This is a genomic window from Ferrimonas sediminicola (genome assembly GCF_005116715.1).
Lineage (GTDB): Bacteria > Pseudomonadota > Gammaproteobacteria > Enterobacterales > Shewanellaceae > Ferrimonas > Ferrimonas sediminicola.
This window is the reverse complement of the sequence record NZ_SWCI01000004.1, coordinates 23,588-39,338: the sequence shown is the minus strand read 5'-3', so window position 1 is coordinate 39,338 and position 15,751 is coordinate 23,588. Positions and strand designations below refer to the sequence as shown.

Below are 15,751 nucleotides of genomic sequence, written 5' to 3'. Positions count from 1 at the left end.
GTTCACGGGCCTTTTGTCACCCCATTGTCACCTTTCAGGCTTTACACATATGGGCCTGCGCATATAATGAGTTCATATTTGCTTTTCCATATGTGAGTCACCATGAGAGATCCCGTATCCCTGCTCAAGGGGCTGGCCGACGCCACCCGGCTGAAGATCATGCTGCTCATCAGCCGTGAAGGGGAGTTGTGCGTCTGTGAACTCTCCGCTGCCCTGGATGAGAGCCAACCCAAGATTTCCCGCCACCTGGCCCGTCTGCGCAGCGAGGGGCTGCTGAAGGATGTACGCAGGGGGCAGTGGGTGTTCTACCGCCTGGCTGAGTTGCCGGACTGGACCCTGGATACCCTGGATGGGCTTAACCGGCAAAGACCCGACGTCATCGACGCCGACATCACGCGGCTGGCGGCCATGGGCGATCGCCCAGACCGCAAGGCCCTGTGCTGCGACTGAGGAGGAACCATGGGACTGTTTGAACGTTACCTCAGCCTGTGGGTGGCCCTGGCCATCGGCGCGGGGGTTCTGCTGGGTCAAATCTGGCCCGACGCCTTCGCCGCCCTGGCCAACTGGCAGGTGGCCCAGATCAACCTGGTGATCGCCGTACTCATCTGGGTGATGATCTTCCCGATGATGGTGCAGGTGGAGTTCCGCTCCGTGCGTCAGGTGAGCCGTCAGCCCAAAGGGTTGTGGTTGACCCTGGTGATCAACTGGCTGATCAAGCCCTTCACCATGGCGGCCATCGCCTGGCTGTTCTTCCGGGGGCTGTTTGCCGACCTGGTGCCCGCCGCCGATGCGGAGCAGTTTATCGCCGGCATGATCCTGCTGGGCGTGGCACCCTGTACCGCCATGGTGTTTGTCTGGTCGCAGTTGACCCGGGGCAACCCAGCCTACACCCTGGTGCAGGTGTCGGTGAACGACCTCATCATGGTGGTGGCCTTTGCCCCCATCGCCGCCCTGCTGCTGGGCGTGTCTGAGATTACTGTGCCCTGGGAGACCCTGGCGCTGTCTACCCTGCTCTATGTGGTACTGCCCCTGGCCGTGGGTGTTGTGGTCCGCCAGCTGCTGCTGCGACGCGGTAAAGCCGCCCTGGGCCGCTTCTGTGACCGCCTTAAGCCTGCGTCCATGACCGGCCTGCTGACCACCGTGGTGATCCTGTTCGGCATCCAGGCGCCCACTCTGCTGGCCAGTCCCATGGTGATTGGCCTCATTGCCATTCCCCTGCTGATTCAGACCTATGGCATCTTTGCCATCGCCTATGGCGGTGCCAAGCTGCTCAAGTTGCCCCATAATGTGGCGGCACCGGCGGCGATGATTGGTACCTCCAACTTCTTTGAGCTGGCGGTGGCGGTGGCCATCGCCCTGTTCGGCCTGCACTCCGGTGCGGCGCTGGCGACCGTGGTGGGTGTCCTGGTGGAGGTGCCGGTGATGCTCTCCCTGGTGGCCCTGGCCAACCGCACCCGTCACTGGTTCCCCCAGGCAGACGAACAACCCCATACCGACGCGGCGCCGCACTCCGCGTAATCAACCGACTGAGAGAGAAAAAGATGACGGTAAAAGTAGGTATCAACGGATTCGGGCGCATGGGGCGCCTGGCCCTGCGCGCCGCCTGGCAGTGGCCCGACTTCGAGTTTGTCCAGGTGAATGACCCCGCCGGTGACGCCGACAGCCTGAGTCACCTGTTGGCGTTCGACAGTGTCCATGGCCGCTGGGATGCGGACATTCGCAGCGAAGGCGTCGCCATGGTCATCGACGACAAGCGCATCGAGGTGACCAGTCACACCAGTCCGGCAGAGGGCGACTGGTCCGGTTGTGACATCGTCATCGAGGCCTCCGGCAGGTTCAAGAGCAAAGAGACGCTGCAACCCTTCCTGGACCAGGGGGTCAAGCGGGTGGTGGTGACCGCCCCGGTCAAGCAGGAGGGGGTGCTGGACGCGGTGTTTGGGGTCAACCACCACTGGTACGACAGGGAGGTGCATCGTATCGTTACCGCCGCCTCCTGCACCACCAACTGCCTGGCGCCGGCGGTGAAGGTGATCCAGGAGAAGCTGGGGATCAAGCACGGCTCCATGACCACCATCCACTCCATCACCAACACCCAGACCATCCTGGATGCGCCCCATAAGGATCTGCGCCGTGCCCGCGCCTGTGGTGAGAGCCTGATCCCCACCACCACAGGATCGGCCACCGCCATCACCCACATTTTCCCCGAGCTCAAGGGACGCCTCAACGGACACGCGGTGCGGGTGCCCCTGTGCAACGCGTCCCTCACCGACTGCGTGTTCGAGCTGGAGCGGGCCACCACGGTGGAGGAGGTTAACGCCCTGCTGAAACAGGCCGCCGAGGGCGAACTCGAGGGGATCCTCGGTTTCGAGGAACGTCCTCTGGTCTCCATCGACTATCGCACCAACCCCCACTCCTGCGTGGTGGATGCGCCCTCCACCATGGTGGTGGACGGCACCCAGCTTAAGCTCTACCTGTGGTATGACAACGAGTGGGGCTATGTGAACCGCACCATGGAGCTGGCCCGCTACCTGGTGGCGCAGGGGCTCTGATTTCAGGCCGGTCCTAGGACCGGCCTTTTCTGTGCCGGTTTATCTGTATTGATTTTATGATTGCCAAGATACGCAGCCTGAGTCCAGGCCTTCGCCAGTACCTGCTGGTGACCTTCAACTACTGGAACTTTACCCTGACCGACGGCGCCCTGAGGATGCTGGTGGTGCTGCACTTCCACCAGCTGGGTTACAGCCCCCTGGCCATCGCCTCGCTGTTCCTGTTCTATGAGATCTTCGGGGTGGTCACCAACCTGGTGGGCGGCTATCTGGGGGCCCGCATCGGTCTCAACCGCACCATGAACCTGGGGCTGGGGATGCAGGTGGTGGCGCTGCTGATGTTGGCGGTGCCTTCGGCATGGCTGTCCGTACCCTATGTGATGGCGGCCCAGGCCCTGTCAGGCATCGCCAAAGACCTGAATAAGATGAGTGCCAAGAGTGCCATCAAGACTCTGGTACCCAAGGGGCAGCCCGGTGCCCTCTACCACTGGGTGGCGGTGCTTACCGGCTCCAAGAACGCCCTCAAGGGGGCGGGCTTCTTCCTCGGGAGCCTGCTGCTGGTGCTGCTGGGGTTCCAGGGGGCGATGGTGGTGATGGCGTCGGTGCTGCTGCTGGTGCTGCTGGCCAGCCTCAACTGGCTCGGCCGGGATCTGGGGCGGGCCAAGGGCAAGCCCAAGTTCTCCCAACTGCTCTCCAAGAGCCCCAGTGTCAACATCCTGTCTGCGGCCCGGCTGTTCCTGTTCGGAGCCCGGGATCTGTGGTTCGTCGTCGCCTTGCCGGTCTACCTGGGCAGTCGCTTCGGCTGGAGCCACACCGCCGTGGGCGGCTTCCTGGCGTTGTGGGTGATCGGTTACGGGGTCATCCAGGGGATCGCGCCGAGGCTCACCGGCAGCGACCGTCGCCACGGTGAGGTCCCTGACGGCGGCGATGCCCTGAGGTGGGCGGGGCTGCTCACCGGGGTCACCCTGGCGGTAGCCCTGGGGGTGCAGTTGCAGCTTCTGCCCCAGTTCACCATAGTGGCGGGGCTGATGCTGTTCGGGGCGGTGTTCGCGGTCAACTCCAGTCTGCACTCCTTCCTCATCGTCCATTACGCCGGTGAAGATGGGGTCTCACTGGATGTGGGCTTCTACTACATGGCCAACGCCCTGGGTCGGCTGGTCGGCACCCTTCTCTCTGGACTGGTGTTTCAGATGGCGGGACTGGCGGCCTGCCTGTGGGTGTCTGCCGCCTTCCTTGCCCTGACCACCCTGATCTCCCTGTGGCTGCCGAGAAACCTCCGGCAGTCACAGGGCCTTCACTAACAACAATGGCGGGTTAACCCCGCCATCTTCACTGTTAGGCCTGGCGTACCCCGAAGCTGCGGATGTAGTACACCCTGGGCTTGGTGCCAGCTTCCGGCTTCAGTTGCATAGAGTGATGCATCTTAAGCAGGCGGGACACCTCACTGTAGGGATCGCTGAGATCGCCCACCACCCTGGCGCCGGCGGGACAGGCATCCACACAGGCGGGGTTAAGCCCCCGTGCCAGGCGGTGATCACACAGGGTACACTTCTCCACCGTTTTGACGGGGCGGGTGACCGGGTAGGTATCTCCGCGCTCCGGGTTTTCATGGGGAGAGTGTTTGGCACCGGTGGTCATCAGCACCTCTTTCGGGGAGACAGTGCCACCGGCCACCAGTTCGTGATCATCCTGCCAGTTGCGGTGCGGTGATCCCGTGTTGAAGCTGATCACGCCATAGGGACAGGCGCGTTCACAGCGGCGACAGCCGATGCACTTGTCGACATTATGCAGGGTCAGGCCATTGTCCGCCTTGTACATCGCCTGTTCCGGGCACACCTCGACACAGGCCGCGTTCTCACAGTGGTTACACAGGGTGGGGGTGTAACTGTAACTGACGTTGGGAAAGGTGCCTTCGGTCTTGGTGATGTGATGGGACCAGTGGATGCCGTCGGGGGTATTGTTTTCCGTCTTACAGGCGAGGTCACAGCCGCCGCAACCCACGCATTTTTGAAGGTCGATAACCATTCCAAGTTTCATCTGTTGTTACCTCACGCTTTCTCGATACGGATACGGGTATGGCCATAGAAGGCCGAGGCGCCACTGAAACGGTCGTAGCGGGCGGGGATAATGGCGTTGTTGCTGCCACCCCTGGCTGTCTTACCGAACTCTCTGGCGGCATGACGGCCGTAGGCCCAGTGCCCCTGGCCGAAGGCCTTGGCGACACTGCCAGGTCGCACCCCTTCCCACAGCTTGGCGGTGCAGGTCAGCTCGCCCACGGTGCTGATGAGGCGGATCGCATCACCATCTTTGATGCCCAGGGTATTGGCGTCCACGGGGTTGATCTTGGCGACATCCTGGTGAGGTTCGTCGCCCGGGGTGACGTCGGCAAACTCGTAAAACCACGAGCCATTCTGGGAGCGACCCTCGTGGCTGAGGCGGGACTTGTGGTCCACCAGCAGCAGCGGGAACGCCTTGGCGTCGCCATCGCGCACCGGATCCTGGTAGTGAGGCACGAAGGCCTTCTCGCCGAAACCGGTGTACTCACAGGCCTTGATCACCTCGTCGATGGATACATGGTGGCGCTTGGCGTGTTTGGCCAGGGCGTGCTCCAGGGTGACACTGAAGAACTCGAACTTGTGGGTTTCGGTCTTAAACTTGCCCCAGCGCTTGCGGTAGTCGTAGGGGTGGGAGTTCCACACCCCGAGCTTCACGAACTCATCCCAACCGGAGAGTTTGTCACCGTACTTGGAGGCGTCCTGATGCCACAGGGGGGCGGTGACGTATTTCACGGCGATTTCGGCGAACTCCTCGGAGTCCTTGGCGGGCTTGCCGGTTTCCGGATCGACGATCTGTTCATTGATGTAGCGCCAGGGATTGTCGAAGCCCTTGTCGGCCAACTTCTTCGCCAGCAGGTAGGGCAGCTCGGTCTCATCCTGACGGGTGTCGTACATCCGCTTGATGCTGGGGACCTGCAGGGAGACGTGACTGACGCCGTTACCGGCGGCGGCCAGCACCCCCCACTTCTCGAACATGTGATGGCTGGCGGGCAACAGCAGGTCGGCAAACCAGCTGAACTCGGAGATGTTGGTGGTCACGTGAGCCATGTAGGGCAGGCGGCTCAGGGCCTTCTCCCAGCGCTCGGTTTCCGGTGCGGCGAAGGTGAAGTTGTTGAAGTAGGCCAGCATCACCTCGATCTCATAGGGGTCGGCGTTGAGGATGCCGGTGGCGGCGTTGTTGGTCACCACCCCCTTGCCGGATTTTCCCTTCTTCATCGCGGGGAACTCCAGGCGGCCGCGCTGGTCGATCTTCTCGTGCTTCTTACCCTTGCTGGCGATGGCATCCAGGTAGTCCGCTGCATCGGGGAAGCTCTTGTTCAGGGGGGCCTTGTTGTAGGGGAACAGGCCGCCCTCGTTGTCAATGGCTCCGAACAGGCCGTTGAGGGCATGGCAGGCCATGGAGGTATAACTGCCGCGGGCCTGCATCACAGCGCCACGGGCGGTCCATACCTGTACCGCCGGCGCGGCGGCGCCCATCTCCCTGGCCATGGCGCGGATCTCCTCGGCCTTGATGCCGGTGACGGCCTCGCCCCACTCGGCGCTGTACTCTTTCAGTGCCAGGTTCCACCACTTCACCAGGCCGTGAGTGTACTTCTCTTCGAACAGGGACTCGTCGACCTCCCTGCCGGCGACGAAGCGGTTGTGATCATCTTTGAAATTCCCGACGAAGGGCTTATGCCACAGGCCGGCCACCAGGGCTTCGTGGGCAATGGCCAGTGCCAGGGCGGAATCCTGGCCGGTCTCGATGGGGATCCATCTGTGAGCCTTGGCGGCGGAGGCGGACAGGCGGGGATCCACCACCACCACCTTGGCGCGATCCAGGGTGTTGCCCCATTCACTGGAGTAGAAGCTCACCTGGCGATTGGAGGCGATGGGATCGGCGCCGAAGGAGAGGATGTACTTGGTGTTCTTTACATCGTACTGGTTGTAACCCCAGTTGCCGTCCAGGAAGAAGGGGCCCGCCTTATGGGCCTCGGCACAGATGGCGCTGTGGGAGATGTTGTTGGGGGAGCCGATGAGCTTAGTCATCTTGTCGTAAAGCAGGTCGTTGGCCAGGGAGTAGCGGCCCCGGAGCAGGGCGTACTTGTGGCTCTCGCCACGCTCCCGCAATGCCAGGATGCGGTCAGCCAGCATATCCAGGGCCTTGTCCCAGCTGATGGGGACAAACTTGGGATCCTCATGACGCCCCTTGTTGGGGTTGGTGCGCATCATCGGGGTTTTCAGGCGATCCTGGTCGTAGACCATCTGCAGGGCCAGGTGTTGACGGGGGCAACCGGCGGTATCGTGGATCTTGGAGTGGGGGTTGCCACGCACCTTGATGGCGCGTCCATCCATGATGTACACCTGCTTGGCACACCAGGAGGTGCAGCCCTGGCAGGTGGTGGGCACCCAGGAACCGGTATTGGTCCGCAGGTCTATCTTGGGCAACTCATTTGCCATGAGATCGAGCAGGGGAGAGAGGGCAAAGCCTCCGGAGAGCCCGGTGGCGGCGGTGCCGAGCAGAGAGCCTTTCAGCAGCGTCCTTCTGGAGGAGCTGAACGCGTCATTGTTGATCATGGTGTCATCCTTGTATTGCAATATACGTAATAGCGCATGAGCCTGGCCGTATATCACCTATGCTCCCGGCTATGTTGGTATTTTTAAGGCAGACATTGATATGATTCTGGTCAAATAATAACCATATAAAATGTGCGTGATTTTCTGAGCGTCTCGGGCCAGATGGAAAAAAGCCCCGCATGGCGGGGCTTGGTGTGTCGTCAGGAGTTGGGGGTTAGAACAGCTGCTTGGGGTCCACGATCAGGGCCCGGTAGCTGGGCTCGGTCTTGGCCATGGAGTTCACCGTCAGTTCCACCTTCACCTTGCCATCCTCGGTCACCTCGTTGATGAAGTGCTTGCCGGGCTTGCCGGTAAACAGGCCGGCGGAGGCGGAGTACATGAAGAAGGTGTTGGTGTTCTCGCGCCATTCGATGTTGGAGGTGATGGGGGAGTACCACTCGTAGCCACGCTCCTTGCCGTATTCGAAGGTCTGCTGAACGGTCATCTTGGCTTCGTCGATCTTGTACTCCACACCACGGCTGTACTTCATGGTGGGCATCGCCGGCTGCTCGAAGTGGCGGCCGTCGCCGTTGTCGAAGGAGACCAGGGTACCGCGGCTGGTGAGCCAGGAGGTGTGCTGGGTCCAGGGCCAGTCGAAGTCCGTGCCTTCACAGGTGCCGGTGTTCATGTTGCAGTCCAGGGGCTTGCCCTTGGCGTCAACCGGGGTCAGCACCTTGTCGGACAGCTTGCCCCAGCCCTTATTGGCGGCCAGGATCCACTTCACCTCGCCATCGCGGCTGACCTTGGCGGTCCCCTGGTGACGCATGGAGATGATGATGGAGTCATCACTGGCGTCGTAGTCGACGGAGTTGATGTGAGCCCAGTTGCGACCAGCGGCCACCCCGGGCAGATCGCCGAAGGGCGCGTCCGGTTCAATGTCCATGGTTTCGCCGGCGTGGCTCTCATCCACGTTCAGGCACACGGCGCCGGAGTCCAGCCCCTTGAGCAGATCATCGCGCATGTTGTCGAAGATCTTGTTGAAGTCCCACACGTGTACCACGTTGCCGGTCTGGTCCACCTCGATGATGTGGTCGCGGACCGACTTGACCCGCTTGCCGTCTTCGCGCAGGTAGTTGTCCTTGGCGACGCGCAGCAGGTAGTGGCCATTGGGCATCTCCTTCATGGCGTGGGAGAAGCCGGTGAAGCCGCGGGGCATGTCACGCTTGAACACCTTGCGTCCCAGCATGTCGTAGCGGGCGTAGTAGTGGTCCTGGCCCCAGTAGAGTTCGCCGTTATCCGCCAGGTGGAAGCCCATGGCGATCCCCTTGGTGGTGTCCTGGTCATACACCTTGTCCCAGTCCATAAACCAGCGTACTTCGCCGGCGGTGTCGGTGACAAACACGATGGGGTAGTTGTCCCAGCCCTGGGTGTTCTCATCGGCACCCAGATGGTTCACCAGGTAGAGGCGGTCCTTGAACTTCTTGTCCACCTTGACCACGTCCACCTCGGGGAAGGAGCGGGTCTGGCCGTCGAACAGCAGCTGTTTGACCGGGGCGGTCTTGATCTTGTACTGCTCTTTGATCTTCTTGCCGTCTTTCTTGTACTCCACGGACACGGTGTTGTTGTAGTCGGCATAGAGGCCGAATACCGGGATGCCGTTGTGGGTGGTGACGGCGGTGTCGGACACTGGGTACTCAATCACGCTGCCGCCCTTCTTGGGTTCGATGCGCACCTTGACGTCGCTAATGTGGTAGCCGTTGAGGTCAATCACCGCGGTCAGGGGGGCGAAGTCATAGGGGTTGACCTTGACGATGCCGATCTCGCCCTGGGTGGCCACAGTGGTCAGGTACTTGTCGGCCCAGTCATCACCGCCGGCCAGGGCGGTGTGGCTCAGTCCCAGCAGGCCCAGGGCCAGGGAGGTCGCTAGCAGAGTCTTTTTCATCATCGTTGCTCCAGTTTGATTCTCTCGTTAGAAGTTGTATTGCAGGGCGTAGAACAGACCGTCGTGGAAGCCCTCCTTGCCCAGATTGTTTTCGGCGTAGCGGTACTGCAGTGAGGCGGACAGGCCGGCACCGATGTGGTATCTCAGGGTCAGTTGACCGTTGAAACCGTGGTCCTTGGTGTCGCCTGAGACCATCAGGTAGTCGTCGCCGCGACCGAAGAAGTGTTCCTGCCACCAGCCCAGGGTGAGGTCGTGACCGGCCAGCTCTAGGTCCCTGGTGGCGCACAGCCACAGATAGCCGCCGTTGAAGCCGTTGGCGTCGAAACGCTCGCCGCTGGCCTTGGTGAAGTGGGCGTAGTCTGAAGTGACGATGTGTCCAGCCAGGGCCACCTGGGTATAGAGGCCGTTGCCCCAGGTCTTGTCATGGCTGATCCCCAGGGTGGTGTTGGTCTCGGACCAGACCGGCTTCTGCTTGTTGAACACCTGGCCGTACCAGTTCCAGTCGCTGTCACCGATGTTGATCTGACCCACCAGGTTGATCTCCGAACCGAGCATCTCCGAATCGGTGAAGTCCTCCAGCTTGAAATGGCCGTAGAGGTCGCCGAAGGCGCTGCCGGTGGCGCCCTTAATGGTGACAAATTCGTTCTCGCTCTTGCCTTTGCCGAAGTGGCTTTCCGCCTGGCTGCCCCAGTCCATCACACCGGTTTCCACCGCCAGCATGGCGGCCTGGGCCGGAATTGAGGTGAGCAGGGCCATAGCCACTGCGCATACGCGTGTCTTCATGGTCATCTCCGATGAGGCCCCGGAGTCGGGGCCGGTTGTGGTTATCTTTTAATGAGGGTTTTGAGCCAGGCCGCAGTCAGTGGCGCCAGGGCGGCAATGAACAGTGAGTAGGCGATGATGCAGTACTGGGCCATGTTCAGCCCCAGCAGGCTCCAGTCATCTTCACCGCAGATGCCGGAGGGCTGAAACTCGTAGGGGAACCAGATGTGCATCGGCAGTCCCAGTGGAAATTTGGGCTCGGTGGAGCAGGCGCCGCCGCCACCGCCGGCGGCAAACAGGTCACCGCCGTCGGCCATCACCGCATCCAGGGCGTGAGAGGAGTCATGCAGTCCAGCCAGGTCGATGGACCAGAGCATCCCCTGAATCACCGCGTACCAGGCCAGGGCCATGCCCACCAGCTTGAGCGCGGTGCTGTCTGGTTTGATCGCCAGGATCAGGCCTGCAAATAGGATGCACATCTGGCTGAAGCGGATGTAGACACAGATCTCGCAGGGATCCATCTCCAGGAACCACTGGAAGTAACCCATGGCGGAGAGGATCAGAAACAGGGCGGCGCTGCTCATCAGCAGCCAAACCCAACGCTGTCGCTGCCACTGCTCCAGGGTGGAGGCCGGTGAGGATTTCAGGCTTTGCCAGCCTTGGGCTATCGCGGATACAGACATGGCGCCCCCCTTACTTGGTCAGCAGTTCGGCGGTCAGCTCATCCAGCATCTTCATGCTGGTGATTGACTGGGTATTGATCAGGAAACGTCCGTTGACCACGATGGCGGGAATCCCTTTGATCTTGGCCACCTTGATCCCCTGGTCCCATTTGGCCATCAGAGAGGTGACTTCGGGGGAGTCCTTGAGGCGGTCGAATGTGGCCTGGTCGATGTTGGCGGATTCTAATCCGAACTGGGTTGCCTCTTCGGAGCTTTTAAACTTAACCTTGTCGTCATGAATGTGTTTGTAATAGGCCATCTTGGCTTTTTTATATTGCTTTTCCCCAAGTGTTTTTGCCACGGCCACCACCGTGGCCTTTTCTTTTCCAAACGGTGGCTTGGTGGAGATGTGATAGGCTTCGTAAGTTACGCCTTCAGGTAAGTTTTTCACAAACTTTGGCATCACCGCCTTTTCATATTTGTAGCAGAATGGGCAGTTGGTGGAATAGACTTTGACCACCTTGTTTGTGGCTGAAAACCCATTCTCTTTGAGGTCGATATAGTGCTTGCCCTCGCTGTAGTCGGCGGCGTGGGCAGTGAGGGCCAGCAGGGAGGCTGCGGCCAGGGACAGGATACGTTTCATGATCTCTCCTCAGTCGTTACAGGCAGTGTTGCCGTTGATGGGAGTAGAATAGGGAGAGAAGGGAATGGCTTCTGTGATGGCAGTTCTTCTCGCCTTGGGGAATTATTTCACTTTTAGTTAACTGGCTGTGACTCGATTCTCGTTTTGAATATAGAGCCCCTAGGTTGTGCATTGGTTAACAGAAACAGACTCGTTATTCATGAATACTTTCCCCAAAATCAATGTGAGCCAGAGCACAAATGAGCCGTACTGAGTTAAAGCGGAAAAGAAATAAAGCGATTCTAAATTCGGCCGAAGAGGCGATAGTAAACAATGGATTATTTTCACTCAGTTTATTGGAACTTGCTCGTCAGTCTGGCTGTCCGGTCAACACTCTTTATAACTACTTCTCCAGCCGGGAGGATATAGCCGTTGCCCTGTTTAACCGCATCATCGGCAAGTGGGGCGTGAAGGCCTCCCAGGAGATTGCCCTGTTGCCGGGCAGCTTTGCCGAGCGGTTCGTCGCCATGCAGCTGATCTGGGTCTACCGTGCCCGTCTTGCCATGGATCCAGGCGGGGTGCAGTTCCTGGCGGCGATGCCCTGCGTCTGGAAACACGCCTCCCACCAGCGCATTGCCACCACCCGCAAGCTGCTGGACCGCTGGTACCAGCTCAACTGTGACTTCCTGGTATGTGCCCGTGAGCGGGGGGAACTGGGGGCCGATGACCAGACCATCCATCACTGTCTCAATCTGGTGACCTGCCTGGAGCGGGGCTTTTCCCTGTTCTCTAACAACTACAGTTTCCGTGATGAGATGATGCAGATGCCCATAGAGAGGGTGTACCAGTCGATGCTGCCGATCCTGGAGCCGTTGAAATGGACAACCCCCCTGGAGGAGATGGATGAGGAGCGGGTTTTGGCGCTCTGCGAACAGGTTCACGAAGAGTTGGAGAGGTTTGATGTGGATGAGATGGTGGAGCGGGTTGAGGCTTCGCTGGAGGAGGGGTAGGGGCCCGGCGCTTTATCCCAAGTAGATGGAATATGGGATCACCCAGCTTAAATTTAACGGGCCTTAGGCAAGGCGGGCAAGGTGTCAGCGGCTCTAAAGCGAGGTTGCCGGACGCCGCACAAGGCCCGTTGCCATCACCCCGGAGGGAACGTCTCACTGCCACTGGCTGATGTTGTGACGGCCAGCGCCACGACTGCTTCTCGGTCACGCCTGGATTCAGCGGCAGTGAGACGTTTGCAATGGTCAAAGATCCATTGCACCTGGTATTACAGGCTGATGCCGATATTGGAGACACCGCTGCCGCGGATCTCCCTGCGCATCTCCTTGATCTCGTCCGGGGAGGGCTGGGACTCCACCCAGGTCAGCAGCTGGGCCTGGATCGACTTCTCCTCCTGCATCATCTCGTGGGCGAAGATGAAGTCGTCCAGCTCGCGCCCGGTCAGCTCAGGCATCTCGGTCACTTCGATGTAGTTGGTGACCGTGGAGCTGGAGAGTTTGGAGACGTTGACCAGGTCCTCCTCCACCTTCTGCTGCATGGCGATGAAGATGGTGGAGACCGCCACTACTGCATCCATGGCGGGGTAGACCCCATACATGTCGTGGTCGTCAGGGTCCGGGGTGATCGCCTCCAGTTTCTCGATCTGCTGCTCCAGGGCCAGTTTCAGCCGCTGGCTGAAGCAGCTCTCCCACAGCAGGTCCAGGGAGAGTGGCAGCTGGTCGGCGCCCTCGCTGTCGGTGGCGTGGCAGAACAGCTGAAAATTCGGCAGCATGCGTTCCGCCAGCGCGGTGGCGAACAGGCGTTTTTGGTCTGGGCTCAGCGCTTTGATGCGGCTGAAGAAGCCGGGTGTCTTGCTCATCTATCGGTTCCGTTTAGGCTGCCAGTATGGTCTCGGCAGCGGATTCTACCTTGTTTAGTTCGTCGAGTAACTCGAGAATTTCCGGTTCCAGGTCCAGGGTTCCCTGGCCCCGTTTCAGTTGCGATTCCAGGTTGGCACACAGCGACTGCAGTGCCGGGACACCGCAGTAGCAGGTGGCCCCGTGCAGCTTGTGGACCGTCTGCTGCAGGGTGTTGCGGTCCCCCTGCTGCAGCGAATGCTTGAGTTGGTGGCGGGTCTCCGGGATGCTGTCCGCCAGCATCTTCAGCATCTCACGGGCCAGGCCGTCGTTGCCGCCGGACTGGGTCAGGGCCAGTTCCCAGTCTACCACCTGGTCGGCGTCGGCGGTGGCGGAAGAGGTCCAGCGGAGGATCATCTCCTCCAGGCCACGTTCATCGATGGGTTTGGTGAGGATATCATCCATGCCGCTGGCCAGCACCAGCTCACGCTCCTCCCCCAGCAGGTGGGCAGTGACGGCGATAATGGGGGTGCGGGTGTTCATGGAGGCGCGACGGATCTCCCGGGTGGCCTGGATGCCGTCGATGCCCGGCATCTGGATATCCATGAAGATGATGTCGTACTCCTCCTGGGCCGCCCGCCGGATCGCCTCGGTGCCCGAGGAGAGGGTATCCACCCGGGTGACCAGTTCATTGAGCAGGGTGTCGATCAGCTTCAGGTTGGCGGGGTTGTCGTCCACCGCCAGGGTCTTGAAGTTCAGCTTGCCCCGTGGAGGCAGCTGCACGGGTTCGCTGGCGGGCAGCGGCTGCGGGCCGCCATTGGTCAGGCTGGCAAACAGCCGCCGTTCGCTCATCGGCAGGGTCAGGCAGTGATCGATGCCCATCTCCGCCACCTGGTGGACCACTTCACTGCTGTCGCTGTCCAGCAGCAGCACCAGGTTGTCGCAGTGCTGACGGATGGTAGCCAGGGTCTCCATCATCGACTCGCTGGGGTGCAGCTTACGCCAGGCGATAAGGGCATGATTGAAATGACGTCCCTCGAGATAGTTCTGCAGGGGGGCGCTGGAGCCGCAGGCGGTGGTGTCCAGCTGCCAGCTGTCCAACTGCTGTACCAGGTTGTTGCGGGTCAGCAGTCTGGGCTCAAACACCAGGGCACTCTGCCCCCGTACCTGATCCAGGTTGAGGGGGTCGGAGATGGCGAACGGGCTCTTCTCGATACTCAGGGTAAACCAGAAGGTGGATCCCTGGCCCTCGCTGCTGGTGAAGCCAATCTGTCCGTCCATATGGTTGACCAGGCGTTTGGTGATCACCAGTCCCAGGCCGGTGCCGCCGAAGCGGCGACTGATGGAGCTGTCTCCCTGGCCAAAGGCCTGGAACAGCAGCGACTGCTGCTCCTTGGAGATGCCGATGCCGGTGTCGGCCACCTCGCCGCGGATCAGTACCCGTTCGGCGGTCTCCTTGGCCGCGTCCAGTTGCAGCCTGACGCTGCCCTTGTCGGTAAACTTGATGGCGTTGTTCACCAGGTTGGTCAGGATCTGCTGCAGACGCATCGCATCGCCGTTGAGGCTGTCGGGCAGGCGCGGGTCGATCTCGATCACCAGTTCCAGCCCCTTCTCCGCGGCGGCAGTGGCCAGCAGCTGCATGGTTTCATCCACGGCGTCGCGCAGGGCGAAGGGCATCTTCTCCAGCACCATCCTGCCCGCCTCCAGTTTGGAGAAGTCGAGGATGTCGTTGATGATGGAGAGCAGGTTGGCGGCGCTACGCTCTATGGTCTTGAGGTAGTCCCTCTGGTTGTCGTGCAGCGGGGTCTTCATCAGCTGTCGGGTAAAGCCGATGACGCCGTTTAGGGGCGTCCTCAGCTCGTGGCTCATGTTGGCCATAAACTCGGACTTGACCCGGCTCGCCTCCAGGGCGCGTTTCTTGGCGATATCCAGCTCCACGTTCTGGATCTCGATCTGCTCCAGGGTCTCACGCAGGTCCGAGGTGGCCTGGTCGATGTTCTGCTGCATCTCGTTGTGGTATTCCGCCAGGGAGGACGCCATGGCGTTGATCCCCCGCTTCAGCAGATCCAGCTCGCCGATCAGCTCCCCCTGCAGCCGGGTATCCAGCTTGCCTTCGCGGATCTTGGCCACCGCCGCCACCATGTCGGTGATGGGGCGGGTGACGTTCTTCATCAGCCGGAAGGTGAACAGCAGGTTCAGCTGCACCCCGATCAGGACGATGATAAAGGCCCAGCCTGCCCCGCGATACTGGTTGACCAGGGCCTCATGCTTGTTGATCTGCAGCACCACGTACCCCAATTGGGTGCGCGGGGTGTAGCCGGTGTTCATCGCCGCAGTGGGCAGGGTGAAGATCGGGGCGCGCATGATCACGTGATCGCCGATGTGTTCCACATCCATCCCCTGCTTCAGGTCCCGGTTCAGGGGCAGCTTGATCAGGTCGAAATTCTGCCGGTACTGGCTGGTGACGAACACCTGGTTTTCATTGTCGAAGATGGCGATTAACTGAATAAACAGCGAATTCTGTTTGTGGATCATGTCGATCAGCCGCTGGCTGTAATCCCGGTTGCTGGTGCTCAGGCCATAGCTGGCGGCCATCGCCAGGGGGCTGACGATGTTCTCTCCCCGGTTGATCAGCGACTGATCCAGCTCGGAGAAGCGGGTCAGGGTGAAGAAGCTGCCCAGCAGGATGCCGATCAGTATGGTGGGCGCCAACGCCAGCACCAGCACCCAGGCCCGAAGACTGTATTTGGTGACCCCATTCATCTGTGGGACAATACTCCC

13 protein-coding genes are annotated in these 15,751 nt (G+C 60.7%); 5 read left to right on the top strand and 8 right to left on the bottom strand.

All coding sequences use genetic code 11. The annotated features are described in order from the left end of the window. Window positions 1-102: 102 nt before the first annotated feature. From FCL40_RS07785 to arsJ, 4 genes are read left to right on the top strand one after another with little or no spacing between them, the layout of a single operon-like run. On the top strand, window positions 103-450 hold the full coding sequence (locus FCL40_RS07785) for a metalloregulator ArsR/SmtB family transcription factor (RefSeq protein WP_136852598.1): 348 nt from the start codon (window positions 103-105) through the stop codon (window positions 448-450). Window positions 451-459: 9 nt separating this feature from the next. Further along, window positions 460-1,518, top strand: coding sequence for an ACR3 family arsenite efflux transporter (gene arsB, locus FCL40_RS07780; RefSeq protein ID WP_136852597.1), 1,059 nt, complete (start codon window positions 460-462; stop codon window positions 1,516-1,518). A gap of 23 nt (window positions 1,519-1,541) precedes the next feature. After that, the gene (locus FCL40_RS07775; RefSeq protein WP_136852596.1) at window positions 1,542-2,549 is read left to right on the top strand and encodes an ArsJ-associated glyceraldehyde-3-phosphate dehydrogenase; all 1,008 of its coding nucleotides are present in this window, start codon (window positions 1,542-1,544) and stop codon (window positions 2,547-2,549) included. Window positions 2,550-2,605: 56 nt separating this feature from the next. Beyond that, complete coding sequence (gene arsJ, locus FCL40_RS07770; protein ID WP_136852595.1) at window positions 2,606-3,847, top strand: organoarsenical effux MFS transporter ArsJ; 1,242 nt, start codon at window positions 2,606-2,608, stop codon at window positions 3,845-3,847. A 34-nt stretch (window positions 3,848-3,881) separates the two neighbouring features. Here the strand turns inward: arsJ and arrB are convergent, their stop codons facing one another. The 6 genes from arrB to FCL40_RS07740 all read right to left on the bottom strand — a co-directional run bounded on the left by arrB (window position 3,882) and on the right by FCL40_RS07740 (window position 11,147). Further along, entirely contained in the window at window positions 3,882-4,583 is a 702-nt protein-coding gene (arrB, locus tag FCL40_RS07765) for an arsenate respiratory reductase iron-sulfur subunit ArrB (RefSeq protein ID WP_136852594.1), read from the bottom strand. An 11-nt stretch (window positions 4,584-4,594) separates the two neighbouring features. Further along, window positions 4,595-7,159, bottom strand: a complete 2,565-nt coding sequence (gene arrA, locus FCL40_RS07760) for an arsenate respiratory reductase molybdopterin-containing subunit ArrA (protein ID WP_136852593.1) — start codon at window positions 7,157-7,159, stop codon at window positions 4,595-4,597. Between the two features lie 214 nt (window positions 7,160-7,373). After that, window positions 7,374-9,083 carry an aryl-sulfate sulfotransferase gene (locus tag FCL40_RS07755; protein WP_169307043.1) on the bottom strand — a complete coding sequence of 570 codons (1,710 nt, stop codon included), beginning with the start codon at window positions 9,081-9,083 and terminating at the stop codon, window positions 7,374-7,376. A 24-nt stretch (window positions 9,084-9,107) separates the two neighbouring features. Continuing rightward, window positions 9,108-9,863: an outer membrane protein OmpK gene (locus FCL40_RS07750; RefSeq protein WP_205729109.1), complete on the bottom strand. Its 756-nt coding sequence runs from the start codon at window positions 9,861-9,863 to the stop codon at window positions 9,108-9,110. 41 nt (window positions 9,864-9,904) lie between these two features. Further along, window positions 9,905-10,525: a disulfide bond formation protein B gene (locus FCL40_RS07745; RefSeq protein ID WP_136852591.1), complete on the bottom strand. Its 621-nt coding sequence runs from the start codon at window positions 10,523-10,525 to the stop codon at window positions 9,905-9,907. A gap of 10 nt (window positions 10,526-10,535) precedes the next feature. Further along, complete coding sequence (locus tag FCL40_RS07740) at window positions 10,536-11,147, bottom strand: thiol:disulfide interchange protein DsbA/DsbL (RefSeq protein ID WP_136852590.1); 612 nt, start codon at window positions 11,145-11,147, stop codon at window positions 10,536-10,538. A 239-nt stretch (window positions 11,148-11,386) separates the two neighbouring features. Between FCL40_RS07740 and FCL40_RS07735 the strand changes: the two genes are divergently transcribed. Next, window positions 11,387-12,136 carry a TetR/AcrR family transcriptional regulator gene (locus tag FCL40_RS07735; protein WP_136852589.1) on the top strand — a complete coding sequence of 250 codons (750 nt, stop codon included), beginning with the start codon at window positions 11,387-11,389 and terminating at the stop codon, window positions 12,134-12,136. Between the two features lie 266 nt (window positions 12,137-12,402). Here FCL40_RS07735 and FCL40_RS07730 read toward each other — a convergent pair whose 3' ends face one another. After that, entirely contained in the window at window positions 12,403-12,993 is a 591-nt protein-coding gene (locus tag FCL40_RS07730; RefSeq protein WP_136852588.1) for a YjaG family protein, read from the bottom strand. 13 nt (window positions 12,994-13,006) lie between these two features. Continuing rightward, complete coding sequence (gene barA, locus FCL40_RS07725; protein WP_136852587.1) at window positions 13,007-15,733, bottom strand: two-component sensor histidine kinase BarA; 2,727 nt, start codon at window positions 15,731-15,733, stop codon at window positions 13,007-13,009. Window positions 15,734-15,751 lie beyond the last annotated feature (18 nt).

Excerpts from the sequence above, each read along its gene's own strand:
- FCL40_RS07775 (WP_136852596.1), top strand. The coding sequence starts at position 1,542 with ATGACGGTAAAAGTAGGTATCAACGGATTCGGGCGCATGGGGCGCCTG.
- FCL40_RS07755 (WP_169307043.1), bottom strand. The coding sequence starts at position 9,083 with ATGATGAAAAAGACTCTGCTAGCGACCTCCCTGGCCCTGGGCCTGCTG.
- arrA (WP_136852593.1), bottom strand. The coding sequence starts at position 7,159 with ATGATCAACAATGACGCGTTCAGCTCCTCCAGAAGGACGCTGCTGAAA.
- FCL40_RS07750 (WP_205729109.1), bottom strand. The coding sequence starts at position 9,863 with ATGAAGACACGCGTATGCGCAGTGGCTATGGCCCTGCTCACCTCAATT.
- FCL40_RS07740 (WP_136852590.1), bottom strand. The coding sequence starts at position 11,147 with ATGAAACGTATCCTGTCCCTGGCCGCAGCCTCCCTGCTGGCCCTCACT.
- arrB (WP_136852594.1), bottom strand. The coding sequence starts at position 4,583 with ATGAAACTTGGAATGGTTATCGACCTTCAAAAATGCGTGGGTTGCGGC.
- FCL40_RS07730 (WP_136852588.1), bottom strand. The coding sequence starts at position 12,993 with ATGAGCAAGACACCCGGCTTCTTCAGCCGCATCAAAGCGCTGAGCCCA.
- FCL40_RS07735 (WP_136852589.1), top strand. The coding sequence starts at position 11,387 with ATGAGCCGTACTGAGTTAAAGCGGAAAAGAAATAAAGCGATTCTAAAT.
- arsJ (WP_136852595.1), top strand. The coding sequence starts at position 2,606 with ATGATTGCCAAGATACGCAGCCTGAGTCCAGGCCTTCGCCAGTACCTG.
- FCL40_RS07745 (WP_136852591.1), bottom strand. The coding sequence starts at position 10,525 with ATGTCTGTATCCGCGATAGCCCAAGGCTGGCAAAGCCTGAAATCCTCA.
- barA (WP_136852587.1), bottom strand. The coding sequence starts at position 15,733 with ATGAATGGGGTCACCAAATACAGTCTTCGGGCCTGGGTGCTGGTGCTG.
- FCL40_RS07785 (WP_136852598.1), top strand. The coding sequence starts at position 103 with ATGAGAGATCCCGTATCCCTGCTCAAGGGGCTGGCCGACGCCACCCGG.
- arsB (WP_136852597.1), top strand. The coding sequence starts at position 460 with ATGGGACTGTTTGAACGTTACCTCAGCCTGTGGGTGGCCCTGGCCATC.